The organism is Streptococcus suis (genome assembly GCF_002964045.1).
GTDB lineage: Bacteria > Bacillota > Bacilli > Lactobacillales > Streptococcaceae > Streptococcus > Streptococcus suis_U.
Map to the genome: position 1 here is coordinate 14,828 of NZ_POPB01000355.1, position 12,086 is coordinate 26,913.

Below are 12,086 nucleotides of genomic sequence, written 5' to 3' on the forward strand. Positions count from 1 at the left end.
GGGGCTTATTTTATGATTTGAGAGTTAAGAGGGCGATTACCAAAGCTAAGTACATGAAAAATGTGAGTAAAAAGCCAGAACGCCAAAAGATTTTGAAAAATCGTTTATATGAAAAACTCCTTTTTCTCAGTAATAAAAATATACAGAGACCGATGGATAGGAGAGAAAGTGCAAGGATGAGGTGAGGTAACAAACTGTTGTAATACATCCTATCTGAAATTAGATAAAACTCCAAAGCATAGAGTGGGAAGGCGATATCAGCAAAATTTCTCCCATATCTATGCAACTTGAAAACCTTGACCACAATAATTGAAATAGCCAGTGTAAGAAAGACAAAAAGAACGGCTGCGATTTTTAAAAACAGTATTGATTCAAACATACCTTCATTCTATAAAAAAAGCTTGAAAAAGTAAACATAAAGCTTGCATTTCTTTAAAAATCGTGTATAATGAAAAGGTATGTGTAAAACACATATTTGTGGGAGGTAAAAATCTTTAATTACCGCCAAAACCACAATAGGAGGATTTTATATCATGGCTAAAAAAGTCGAAAAACTCGTAAAACTTCAAATTCCTGCAGGTAAAGCTACTCCAGCTCCACCAGTCGGACCAGCACTTGGTCAAGCAGGTATCAACATCATGGGATTCACAAAAGAGTTTAACGCTCGTACAGCTGACCAAGCTGGCATGATCATCCCTGTCGTTATCTCTGTGTATGAAGATAAATCATTCACTTTCATCACTAAAACACCACCAGCTGCTGTTCTTTTGAAAAAAGCTGCAGGTGTTGAAAAAGGTTCAGGTACACCAAACAAAACTAAAGTTGCAACAGTTACTCGTGCACAAGTACAAGAAATTGCTGAAACTAAAATGCCTGACTTGAACGCTGCATCTCTTGAAGCTGCAATGCGTATGATCGAAGGTACTGCTCGTTCTATGGGATTCACTGTTACTGACTAAGTAGCACCCAAGATTATCTGATTACAAGGAGACATATAAAATGGCTAAAAAAAGCAAAAACTTGCGTGCTGCTCTTGAAAAAATCGACAGCACAAAATTGTACAGCGTAGAAGAAGCTGTTGCTCTTGCAAAAGAAACTAACTTCGCTAAATTTGATGCGTCAGTTGAAGTTGCTTACAACTTGAACATCGACGTACGTAAAGCTGATCAACAAATCCGTGGTGCAATGGTATTGCCAAACGGTACTGGTAAAACTTCACGCGTTCTTGTTTTCGCACGTGGTGCTAAAGCAGAAGAAGCAAAAGCTGCTGGTGCAGACTTTGTTGGTGAAGACGACCTCGTTGCAAAAATCAACGGTGGTTGGTTGGACTTCGACGTTGTTATCGCAACTCCAGATATGATGGCTGTTGTTGGACGTCTTGGTCGTGTACTTGGTCCACGTAACTTGATGCCAAACCCTAAAACTGGTACAGTAACTATGGATGTTGCTAAAGCAGTTGAAGAGTCTAAAGGTGGTAAAATCACTTACCGTGCTGACAAAGCAGGTATCGTACAAGCGCTTATCGGTAAAGTATCATTTGACGCTGACAAACTCGTTGAAAACTTCAAAGCTTTCCACGATGTAATGGCTAAAGCTAAACCAGCTACAGCTAAAGGTACTTACATGACTTCAGTATCTATCACTACAACACAAGGTGTTGGTATCAAAGTTGATCCTAACTCACTTTAATCAATAGAAAGATTGTCTTAGGGCAATCTTTTTTAGTTGACATTCAATCAATTCGACTTTATAATATATGTAAAAAGTGATTGAGGAGGCAACTATGAAGGCGACCTGTGAAGAATTTTATAGTCATCTTTCGGCAGTTTATCAGCTACCAGAAGATGTGATCACATCCGTTTTGCGTGATAAGGTTTTTGAAACAGCTAAAGAGCTTGATCAAGCTGATAATCTCTACTTACTTGCTGAACGATTGGGACGCTATGTCAATGCAGAGCTGACAGCCTTGACCTGCCATGCACCAAAAGAGTTGGTTCAGCTTTCTCTTTACATTCAACAACTTCAAAAACATTATCGAATGGCAAGTTTTATCCCAGGAAAGGTAGAATAAAAAATGACAGAATACACGAAACCACTCGTTTGGAAGTGGGAAGACGAAAATGACAATCGAGCAGGCAACCGTCCAACAGCAGGCAGCCGTTTTGAGCAAGCTTTACCAAAAGGAGACAAGCCCTTCCAAGTCTATTCTCTGGGCACTCCAAATGGCATTAAGGTGGCTATCATGCTGGAAGAACTAAGAGAAATTGGTATTTCAGATGCAGATTACGATCTTTTTCTCATTAATATCGGCCAGGGTGACCAATTTGGTTCTGATTTTGTAAGCATCAATCCAAACTCTAAGATTCCTGCTCTTGTAGATTATTCTGAAAAAGAGCCCGTTCGTGTCTTTGAATCTGCAAATATTCTCCTATATTTAGCAGAAAAATTTGATGCATTGATGCCGAAAGCTTGGGCTGAACGAACCGAAGTTCTAAACTGGCTCTTTTGGCAAACTGGCGCCGCTCCCTTTGTCGGTGGTGGCTTTGGACATTTCTTCCATTACGCTCCAACAGCTCAAGAGTATCCAATCAACCGCTATGCCATGGAGACCAAACGTCAGCTAGATCTCTTGGACCAACTATTGGCGACGCGAGAATACATTGCAGGAAATGACTATTCGATTGCAGATATTGCTATCTGGTCTTGGTATGGACGATTGGTGCAAGGAGAACTATATCCAGGTTCAGCAGAGTTTCTGGATGTAGATTCCTATCAATCTCTAAAAGCATGGGTTGAAAGAATAGCTCAGCGTCCAGCAGTACAGAAGGGACTTGGTGTTGAATACCATACAATCTAATTGTATTTTGGGGAGTGGGAAAGAACTCGACTAGGTCAAAAGAGTTCGTCAACAAATTTTCGTTTCAAGTTGTTGACCTGAAACAGTCTATCCCCAGACTGTTTCACTCCCACCCCCGCACAGCTCCAACAGTCAGAGTAGTGACTGTTGGAGGTTGGAAATAAGGCGAACACTGTTCACAACAGTCGTTAGGCTAGATTTGGAGTGCAAAACACGAATTGCTGAGATTTGCTTTGCAAATCTTATCTCCAACCTTTAACAGTCCACTGGACTGTTAAAGCCAATCAACCACTGCGCTGAGATGTTGACACGAAATCTGAGAAGCGAGGCTGGACTTTCTGCCAGCCTCTTTTAATTGGCTGTAATTTTACAATGGCATCATAAAAGTTTATAATAAAAGAGTTAATCAAAAAGAAAGAAGTTAGGTCATGTCAGAGAGTATAAATACAGGTCAAACCCGTGAACAGGAAACAATGGTTCGGGGAATGGCTTGGCTAACAGCCGGAAATTTTTTAAGCCGCTTATTAGGGGTTGCCTATATTATCCCCTGGTATATCTGGTTAGGAGAACATCGAGCAGAAGCCAATGCTTTGTTTAGTATGGGGTATCAGATTTACGCTAATTTTCTCTTAATTTCTACAGCTGGATTGCCAGTTGCCATTGCTAAACAAGTTGCAAAATACAATGTATTGGGTAAAGAAGATGTTTCGCTCTACATAGTGAGAGAATTCTTTAAGCTCATGTTGGTATTTGGAGCTGTTTTTGCAGGAATTATGTATTTTAGTGCACCGTGGTTGGCAGAGGCTTCTGGATCAAAGGAAAAACTAATACCAGTTATGTATAGTCTTGTCCCTCCATTGTTTATCTTTCCTGCCATGAGTATCTTGCGAGGATTTTTTCAAGGTCATCACGATATGAAGCCTTATGCAATTAGTCAACTTGCTGAGCAATTGGTTCGTGTAATATGGATTCTTGCTTCAACATACATCATCATGAACTTGGGAAGTGGCAATTATCTAGATGCAGTAGTTCAATCTACATTTGCAGCTTTTATTGGTATGATTGCTAGTGTTGCAGTTTTAGTTTGGGCGCTTTGGAAACAAGGATTTTTGGTCAAGTTAATTCATGCTCGGAAACATAAAATATCCATCAATACAAGTCAATTGATAATGGAAACGATAAAAGATGCTATTCCAATTATTATTTTAGGCTTAACGATTCAATTGCTTCAGTTTATTGATCAAGTTACTTTTATTAAAGTAATGGAAAAAATTACTAACCATAGTAACTCTGAATTGTTAGAGTTATATTCTTACATGGCAGCTAATCCGAATAAGATTACAATGTTGATAATTGGAATTTCACAAAGTTTAGCGAGTGTAGCAATTCCTCTGATTACAGAAAAATTTGTTCAAAGAGATCTAAAATCAGCCTCCAAATTAGTTGCTGACAATCTTCAAATACTATTTATTTTTATGATCCCGGCTATAGTGGGGACAGTACTATTGGCTCGACCACTGTATTCTGTTTTTTATGGAGCATCTGAAAATATAGCCATTACTTTGTTTATTTGGAACTTATTTTTAATTTTACCTCTGGGACTTTATTCAGTTGTTAGCGTTGTCCTCCAATCTATTTTTGAGAATAGACGTGGTATTTATTATTTTATTGTTGGTATGCTCATTAAAATAATTTTGCAAATACCAATGATTTATATGTTTAAAGTATATGGAACGTTTATTTCCACTATCATTGGATTGGGGACAATGATTTATCTTTTTTATAGAAGAGTTGATTATGTGTTAGATATAGATAAAAAAGTAGTTATTAAAGACATCGTTACCATTAGCTGGATTTCAGTCATTATGGGAATAGTTGTTTTACTTAGTGAGCTAATCTTAAATCTATTCATACCTGTTACTGGTTATGTATCGAGTTTTATTCATTTGTTGATTTCAGGTGGTTTAGGAATTGTCATTTTCGTATTTTTAACCTTGATAACACGACAAATAGATCGATTGATTGGAAGTCGAGCACAGAAGCTGCGAAAAAGACTTAAATTGATGATTGAGTAACAGGAAATTCAAAGGAAATTCAAGTGATTGAAATTCCTTTTTTCTTGGAGATTTTTCTATAAAAAAATCTGAATTTATGATAAAATAGTAGGGATGAAATAGAGGAGAGAGACGATGAAACCTAAATACGAACGTATTCTAATCAAACTATCTGGTGAAGCCTTGGCGGGTGAGCGTGGTGTGGGTATTGATATCCAGACAGTTCAAGAAATGGCTATGGAAATTCAAGAAGTAGCAGAATCTGGTGTTCAAATTGCGCTTGTTATCGGCGGAGGAAACCTATGGCGTGGTGAGCCAGCTGCTGAAGCTGGAATGGATCGTGTTCAGGCAGACTATACTGGTATGCTTGGTACGGTGATGAACGCTCTTGTAATGGCTGATTCCCTTAAACAACTGGGTGTGGATACACGTGTTCAAACAGCTATTGCCATGCAATCTGTTGCAGAACCTTATATCCGTGGTCGTGCCCTTCGTCACCTTGAAAAAGGTCGCATTGTCATCTTTGGTGCTGGTATTGGTTCACCATACTTCTCAACAGATACAACAGCAGCCCTTCGTGCGGCAGAAATTGAAGCAGATGCGATTTTGATGGCTAAAAATGGTGTGGATGGCGTCTACAATGCTGATCCGAAGAAAGATGCCAATGCGGTTAAATTCAATGAATTGACCCACCGCGAAGTCATCAGCCGTGGTTTGAAAATCATGGATGCAACAGCATCTACGCTTTCAATGGACAACGATATTGACTTGGTAGTCTTCAATATGAACGAGCCTGGAAATATCAAGCGTGTTGTCTTTGGTGAACAAATCGGTACAACGGTTTCTAACTCTACTGAAGAAAAATAAAACATAAAAAATTAAAGAAGGAAGTCTTATGTCTAAAGAAATTATTGCTAAAGCCCAAGAGCGTATGAACCAATCTCATCAGAGTTTGGCTCGTGAGTTCAGCCACATTCGTGCTGGTCGTGCCAACGCTAGCTTGTTGGATCGTATTTCAGTAGAATACTACGGTGCGCCAACTCCCTTGAACCAGTTGGCTGGTATTACAGTTCCAGAGGCTCGTGTTCTCTTGATCACACCGTTTGATAAGTCAATCTTGAAAGATATTGAGCGTGCCTTGAATGCGTCTGACCTTGGTTTGACCCCTCAGTCTGACGGTACGGTTATTCGCTTGGTGATTCCAGCATTGACAGAGGAAACACGTAAGAACTTGGCAAAAGATGTGAAAAAAGTGGGTGAAAACTCTAAGGTTGCTATCCGTAATATCCGTCGTGATGCCATGGATGAAGCGAAAAAAGCTGAAAAAGCTAAGGAAATCACTGAAGATGATTTGAAGACGCTTGAAAAAGATATTCAAAAAGTGACAGATGATGCCATTAAGACAATCGATAAGATGACTGCCGACAAAGAAAAAGAATTGTTGGAAGTCTAATCGCTCGATTTTACAGGATTCAAGGCAATTCACTATCTACCTGTCTAACTGAGATGGTGAATCAAATAAGAAATCTAATGGAGGGGAGTTAGACAAGACTCCCCTCTTTTAGTCAGAAAGAAGAAAAATCATGAATGATTTATTAGCACACTATATGGTTGGTCTTGTGACCGATGAAAATGCTCAGTTTTACTTTGTTCAAAAAGAGGGACAGACCTTTGCTCTTTCAAAAGATGAGGGAGAGTTTAAACTGGGGCAGTCTGTAAAGGGCTTTGCCTACTCAGATATGAAACAAAAACTCCGCTTGACGACCAAGGAAGTTGAGGCAACTCGGACCAGCTTTGGTTGGGGAACTGTTACAGAGGTGCGCAAGGACTTGGGTGTCTTTGTAGATACAGGTTTGCCTGATAAGCAGGTAGTGGTTTCCTTAGACATTCTACCTGAAATCAAGGAACTCTGGCCTAAAAAAGGCGACCAGCTCTATGTCAAATTGGATGTGGATAAGAAAGACCGTATTTGGGCTCTGCCAGCCTTTCAGGAAGATTTTCAGAAAATGGCTGGACCTGCCTATGACAATATGCAGAACCAAAACTTACGAGCGATTGTCTATCGTTTGAAAATGAATGGGACTTTTGTTTACCTGCCAGACAATAATATGCTTGGGTTTATTCATCCGAGCGAACGCTTTACTGAGCCGCGTTTGGGGCAGGTATTGGAGGCGCGTGTGATTGGCTATCGAGCTGTCGATCGGACCTTGAATTTGTCTTTAAAACCACGTTCATTTGAGATGTTGGAAAATGATGCCCAGATGATTCTGACTTATCTGGAAAGCAATGGAGGCTTTATGACCTTGAACGACAAGTCTGCTCCGGAAGACATCAAGACCACCTTTGGTATTTCCAAGGGACAATTCAAAAAAGCCTTGGGTGGTTTGATGAAGGCTGGTAAGGTCAAGCAAGATGAATTTGGAACGGAGTTGATCTAGCTGATGAGGGTCTATATTGCTGGAAGTGGTGCCATGGGCTGCCGGTTTGGCTACCAGTTGTCTAAAACCAAGCACGAAGTGATTTTGCTGGATAATTGGGATGCTCATATTGAGGCCATTCGTGAAAATGGCTTAAAGGTGACGGGTGATTTTGATGATGTGGTCCACTTACCGATTATGAAGCCAACCGAAGCAACTCAAGTGGCTGACTTGATCATCCTCTTGACTAAAGCGGATCAGTTGCCAAAAATGTTGCAGGACATTAAGGGGATAATTGGTCAAGAGACCAAGGTTCTCAGTCTGTTGAATGGTCTGGGACATGCGACCACCATGCGCCGTTATGTACCCGATGAGAGTATTATGGTTGGGGTGACCATTTGGTTGGCAGGTCTAAAGGGGCCAGGTCATGTGCATCTGGAAGGACCTGGTTCAATCTCCGTTCAGAATATGATCGGTGATGGTCAGTCTGTAGCTGCTATCATTGATATGCTTAATGAGGCTGGTTTGAATGCGGCCTACGATGATCATGTTATCAATGCCATTTGGCAAAAAGCCTGTGTCAATGGGACTATGAATCCGACTTGTACTATTTTGAATTGTACCATTGGTGAATTGTTCGGGACTGAGGCTGGTTTGAATTTGGTTGAGGGAATTTTCAAGGAATTTATCGCCGTTGCCAAGTCTGAGACAGAGGGAATTGATGAGGCTGCGATTTGGAAATACATCATGGACACCTCGAAAAAGGCTTCCAATCACTATCCGTCTATGCATCAGGATTTGGTCCAACATGGTCGCAAGACAGAGATTGATTTTTTGAATGGAGCTGTTGTTTTTAAGGGCAAGCGTGCAGGCATCCCAACACCCTATTGCCAGATGATGACGGAAATGGTGCATGCCAAGGAAGCCATGCTTGGATTGAGATAGGATAATTTAGGAGATTAAGGTGAAAAAGAGTATTATTTTTGGGATAATGATTCTACTAGCCATGATTGTTGTACCAGTGCGAGCAGATGAATTGATGGATATTACTCGTGCTGCAGGCTATGAAGTCAGTGAGATCAATCGTCCCAAGTCAACCATAGTAATTGATGGAAATACCGGTGATATTCTATGGCAGGACAATATTGACGAAATTCGTGATCCTGCAAGTATGAGTAAGCTAATGACCCTATATTTAGTATATGAGGCGATAGCAAACGGAGAATTGACAGAAGATACATTGATTCAAGCAACTGCTACTGATCAAGCAATTGCAGATATTTATGCTATTTCCAACAATAAAATAGTGGCTGGTGTTGATTATTCTGTTCGCGAATTGATAACAATGACAGCAGTTCCATCTTCCAATGTTACAACAATCATGCTTGCAAATTATTTGTCTAATTATGATCCGGATTCTTTTATTGATAGGATGAATGCAAAATCGCAGGAATTAGGGATGACCAATACATATTGGTTTAATCCTAGTGGAGCAGCCGCTTCAGCATTTGAGGGATATTATAATCCATTACGCTATGATATTTATAGTGCAAACCAGACAACAGCACGTGATTTGGCTATTTTAACCTACCATTTTTTGAAGAATTACCCTGGCATTTTAGAGCATACAAAAGATCCAGTTGTTACTGTTAAAGCTGGGACCCCCTATGAAGAAACCTTTGAAACCTACAATTATTCATTGCCAGGTGCTTATTATGGTATTGATGGAGTTGATGGTCTAAAAACTGGGTCAAGTCCTCGTGGTGCTTTTAATTATATTGCTACTATCAAACGAGGGGAACAACGACATATTGCTGTTATTATGGGGGTTGGAGATTGGTCAGATCAAAATGGTGAATACTACCGTCATCCTTTTGGAAATGCACTGATTGAGAAATCGTATCAGGATTTTGAATATAAAAAATTGCTTTCCGCTGGGAAACATGATATCAATGGTCAAGTCTTTGAATTGAAGAATGATTTCTACGGAACAATCGCAATGGGGACTGAGCCTAAGTTTTCCGTAGTGAATAACCTACTTACGATTGATAATGGACTTGAAGAGGTAAGCCCATCAATAAATAATACGATGTCTGTTGAGAAGGCTACTTCTGGATTTCTAGATTTTATTTCGGTTTCTGATCACTCTGAACAAAGTAACTTATTCACTATTTTTTCAAAAATTGTGCCATTTCTCCTCATTGGAATTTTTATTGTACTTATCTTAACTTTCATTGTTCATAATGAGCGAAAACGTAGTAGATATATTAAGATGAGAATGGAAGAGCGTTCTCGTAGGAATCGTTATTGAATCTCATTTTGTAATCTTTAAGGAGAAAGTATGATTTATGATGTAGAAAGTATTGAAGCCTACTTTTCTATCTTGCCAGATAACAGAAAAGATGCGGTTGAACGCCTTCACCGAGCTATTTTGGAGCATTTACCTGATGGATTTGAGGTAGGTGTATTGGGAGGCATGATAAATTACTATGTCCCCCTGACAGCCTATCCAAATGGCTATCATTGTACGCCAGGGGAGCCCTTGCCATTTTTAGCCTTGGCTTCTCAAAAGGCCCATATTGCCCTCTATCATATGGGAATCTATATGGATAAGGAATTGCATGACTGGTTTGTAGCGGCTTATCAAGAACAAGTTCCGACCAAGTTGGATATGGGTAAGTCCTGTATCCGTATGAAAAATCCTAAAAATATTCCATATGAATTGATTGGTGAATTGGTGACAAGGATGTCGATGGAGCGCTACATTGAGCTTTATGAAGAACATCATATTAGAAAGTAGGAGCTGTGAGAAGAAGTTTTTATTCTTGGTTAATGACCCAACGTAATCCAAAAAGTAATGAACCTGTTGCTATCTTGGCGGATTATGCCTTTGGTGAGTCTGATTTTCCCAAGCAGTCAGATAATTTTGATGAAGTCAGTCGATTTTTGGAGGAATCGGCCAGTTTTGCTTTTTCCATGTCTGATTTTGATGCGATTTGGGAAGAGTATTTGGCGCATTGATTATTGATTATAGAAAGAGTGGGAGTGGGAAAGAACTCGACTGGTCAAAAAAGAGTTCCCCTCACTTCCAAACAGTAGGTTCGGGCTAAAATAGTCCACTGGACTATTTTACTCCCACCCCCGCATAGCTCAAACTGTCTGGGAGACAGTTTGAGGTTGGAAATAAGGCGAACTCCTGTTCGCAACAGTCGTAAGGTCAGATTTGGAGTGTGAAACACGAATTGCTGAGATTTGCTTTGCAAATCTTATCTCCAACCTTTAACAGTCCACTGGACTGTTAAAGCCAATCAACCACTGCGCTGAGATGTTGACACGAACTCTGAGAAGCGAGGCTGGACTTTCTGTCCAGCCTGGCTCTTTTTTTGATTGGCGTCTATTCTCAAATGTGTATTATTCCGAACAATGGTTGATAAAGAAGCCTGAAACCTTGTATTTTTCGGGGGGGTATAATATGTACACAGGAAACTATTTTCCTGTTAGGTACGCTTTTGATGTAGATACTTGGTCCAAGTGACTGACTAGATATAAATCAAAGTAGCCTGAGAGCGGGAGACCAGACCTCCCTTCCTATTTGTTCTGAATAGACATTCCAAAATGGTCTCCTTTACCAGTGAATTGTGCATGTTCACTGGTTTCTTTTTGCCTTTAAAAGCCAGTTTTCAAGTATTTTTGGTATAATAATAGAAAAGCACCAAAGGAGAAAGACTTGAAAGAACATTCGATTGATATTCAATTAAAACACCCAGATGACCTATTTAGCCTCTTTGGGTCCAATGAACGCCATCTGCGCCTGATGGAACAGGAACTAGGTGTTGTTATTCATGCCCGTACGGAAAAAGTTCAGGTCATTGGCCAGGAAGACCATGTTGAACAGGCGCGTCTTGTTATCCAGTCTCTTCTTGTTTTGGTGAGTCGTGGTTTAGTCATCAATACGCCAGATGTGGTCACGGCCATTTCCATGGTCAAAAATGATGAGATTGAAAAATTTGTTGCCCTCTACGAAGAAGAGATTATCAAGGACAACTACGGCAAACCCATTCGCGTAAAGACCCTTGGACAAAAACTCTATGTGGACAGCGTAAAGCGTCATGATATCGTGTTTGGAATCGGTCCTGCTGGTACAGGGAAGACCTTTTTAGCGGTTACTCTTGCGGTAACAGCTCTCAAGCGAGGACAGGTCAAGCGGATTGTCCTGACACGTCCTGCGGTCGAGGCAGGCGAAAGTTTAGGATTTTTACCAGGGGATTTGAAAGAAAAAGTAGACCCCTATCTGCGTCCTGTCTATGATGCCCTCTATCAGATTTTGGGCAAGGAGCAGACCACGCGCCTAATGGAGCGCGAGATTATCGAGATTGCACCACTGGCCTATATGCGAGGTCGGACCTTGGAAGATGCCTTTGTCATCTTGGATGAGGCGCAAAATACCACCATTATGCAGATGAAGATGTTCCTGACCCGTCTGGGCTTTAATTCCAAGATGATTGTCAATGGGGACATTAGCCAGATTGACCTGACGCGCAAGGTTAAGTCAGGTTTGATTGATGCGACAGAGAAACTAAGCAAAATACCGCAGATTGATTTCGTGCATTTTTCAGCCAAGGATGTGGTTCGTCACCCAGTTGTTGCCCAGATAATCAATGCCTACGAGCAGGAGGCTCTGGCTGCGGATAGTCGAGCAAGTTTTGAAACGATTGGGGAGCTGAAGAAAGAGCAAGAGTCGGAGGAGTAATTATTTTC

The 12,086-nt window shown here is 40.5% G+C and carries 14 protein-coding genes; 13 read left to right on the forward strand and 1 reads right to left on the reverse strand.

The annotated features are described in order from the left end of the window. Nucleotides 1-10: 10 nt before the first annotated feature. Nucleotides 11-379: a DUF3397 domain-containing protein gene (locus C1E99_RS08520; protein WP_105107809.1), complete on the reverse strand. Its 369-nt coding sequence runs from the start codon at nucleotides 377-379 to the stop codon at nucleotides 11-13. A gap of 154 nt (nucleotides 380-533) precedes the next feature. On the opposite strand from C1E99_RS08520, the gene rplK reads away from it, so the two are divergent. From rplK to C1E99_RS08590, 13 genes are all read left to right on the forward strand, one after another. After that, nucleotides 534-959, forward strand: a complete 426-nt coding sequence (rplK, locus tag C1E99_RS08525) for a 50S ribosomal protein L11 (protein ID WP_002935890.1) — start codon at nucleotides 534-536, stop codon at nucleotides 957-959. A 40-nt stretch (nucleotides 960-999) separates the two neighbouring features. Then, on the forward strand, nucleotides 1,000-1,689 hold the full coding sequence (gene rplA / locus C1E99_RS08530) for a 50S ribosomal protein L1 (protein WP_004194879.1): 690 nt from the start codon (nucleotides 1,000-1,002) through the stop codon (nucleotides 1,687-1,689). 94 nt (nucleotides 1,690-1,783) lie between these two features. Further along, complete coding sequence (locus C1E99_RS08535; protein WP_105207276.1) at nucleotides 1,784-2,071, forward strand: hypothetical protein; 288 nt, start codon at nucleotides 1,784-1,786, stop codon at nucleotides 2,069-2,071. Between the two features lie 3 nt (nucleotides 2,072-2,074). Then, nucleotides 2,075-2,857 (forward strand): glutathione-dependent disulfide-bond oxidoreductase, encoded by a 783-nt coding sequence (yghU, locus tag C1E99_RS08540; RefSeq protein WP_105207277.1) that lies wholly within the window; start codon nucleotides 2,075-2,077, stop codon nucleotides 2,855-2,857. A 428-nt stretch (nucleotides 2,858-3,285) separates the two neighbouring features. After that, nucleotides 3,286-4,932 (forward strand): putative polysaccharide biosynthesis protein, encoded by a 1,647-nt coding sequence (locus C1E99_RS08550; RefSeq protein WP_105207278.1) that lies wholly within the window; start codon nucleotides 3,286-3,288, stop codon nucleotides 4,930-4,932. 114 nt (nucleotides 4,933-5,046) lie between these two features. Continuing rightward, nucleotides 5,047-5,778: a UMP kinase gene (pyrH, locus tag C1E99_RS08555; RefSeq protein WP_105107814.1), complete on the forward strand. Its 732-nt coding sequence runs from the start codon at nucleotides 5,047-5,049 to the stop codon at nucleotides 5,776-5,778. A 28-nt stretch (nucleotides 5,779-5,806) separates the two neighbouring features. After that, nucleotides 5,807-6,364, forward strand: a complete 558-nt coding sequence (frr, locus tag C1E99_RS08560) for a ribosome recycling factor (protein ID WP_044690115.1) — start codon at nucleotides 5,807-5,809, stop codon at nucleotides 6,362-6,364. Between the two features lie 130 nt (nucleotides 6,365-6,494). Beyond that, complete coding sequence (cvfB, locus tag C1E99_RS08565) at nucleotides 6,495-7,349, forward strand: RNA-binding virulence regulatory protein CvfB (protein ID WP_105207279.1); 855 nt, start codon at nucleotides 6,495-6,497, stop codon at nucleotides 7,347-7,349. A 3-nt stretch (nucleotides 7,350-7,352) separates the two neighbouring features. Next, complete coding sequence (locus C1E99_RS08570; RefSeq protein ID WP_105207280.1) at nucleotides 7,353-8,273, forward strand: 2-dehydropantoate 2-reductase; 921 nt, start codon at nucleotides 7,353-7,355, stop codon at nucleotides 8,271-8,273. A 19-nt stretch (nucleotides 8,274-8,292) separates the two neighbouring features. Further along, a complete protein-coding gene (locus C1E99_RS08575; protein ID WP_416367542.1) occupies nucleotides 8,293-9,639 on the forward strand; it encodes a DUF1958 domain-containing protein in 1,347 nt (448 codons plus the stop codon). Nucleotides 9,640-9,669: 30 nt separating this feature from the next. After that, complete coding sequence (locus tag C1E99_RS08580) at nucleotides 9,670-10,128, forward strand: DUF1801 domain-containing protein (RefSeq protein WP_105207281.1); 459 nt, start codon at nucleotides 9,670-9,672, stop codon at nucleotides 10,126-10,128. 5 nt (nucleotides 10,129-10,133) lie between these two features. Continuing rightward, entirely contained in the window at nucleotides 10,134-10,349 is a 216-nt protein-coding gene (locus C1E99_RS08585) for a YozE family protein (RefSeq protein ID WP_105207282.1), read from the forward strand. Between the two features lie 706 nt (nucleotides 10,350-11,055). Next, nucleotides 11,056-12,078 carry a PhoH family protein gene (locus C1E99_RS08590; protein ID WP_105207283.1) on the forward strand — a complete coding sequence of 341 codons (1,023 nt, stop codon included), beginning with the start codon at nucleotides 11,056-11,058 and terminating at the stop codon, nucleotides 12,076-12,078. The last annotated feature ends 8 nt before the right edge of the window (nucleotides 12,079-12,086 follow it).

Coding starts and splice junctions, on each gene's coding strand:
- C1E99_RS08520 (WP_105107809.1), bottom strand. CDS start 379: ATGTTTGAATCAATACTGTTTTTAAAAATCGCAGCCGTTCTTTTTGTC.
- rplK (WP_002935890.1), top strand. CDS start 534: ATGGCTAAAAAAGTCGAAAAACTCGTAAAACTTCAAATTCCTGCAGGT.
- rplA (WP_004194879.1), top strand. CDS start 1,000: ATGGCTAAAAAAAGCAAAAACTTGCGTGCTGCTCTTGAAAAAATCGAC.
- C1E99_RS08535 (WP_105207276.1), top strand. CDS start 1,784: ATGAAGGCGACCTGTGAAGAATTTTATAGTCATCTTTCGGCAGTTTAT.
- yghU (WP_105207277.1), top strand. CDS start 2,075: ATGACAGAATACACGAAACCACTCGTTTGGAAGTGGGAAGACGAAAAT.
- C1E99_RS08550 (WP_105207278.1), top strand. CDS start 3,286: ATGTCAGAGAGTATAAATACAGGTCAAACCCGTGAACAGGAAACAATG.
- pyrH (WP_105107814.1), top strand. CDS start 5,047: ATGAAACCTAAATACGAACGTATTCTAATCAAACTATCTGGTGAAGCC.
- frr (WP_044690115.1), top strand. CDS start 5,807: ATGTCTAAAGAAATTATTGCTAAAGCCCAAGAGCGTATGAACCAATCT.
- cvfB (WP_105207279.1), top strand. CDS start 6,495: ATGAATGATTTATTAGCACACTATATGGTTGGTCTTGTGACCGATGAA.
- C1E99_RS08570 (WP_105207280.1), top strand. CDS start 7,353: ATGAGGGTCTATATTGCTGGAAGTGGTGCCATGGGCTGCCGGTTTGGC.
- C1E99_RS08580 (WP_105207281.1), top strand. CDS start 9,670: ATGATTTATGATGTAGAAAGTATTGAAGCCTACTTTTCTATCTTGCCA.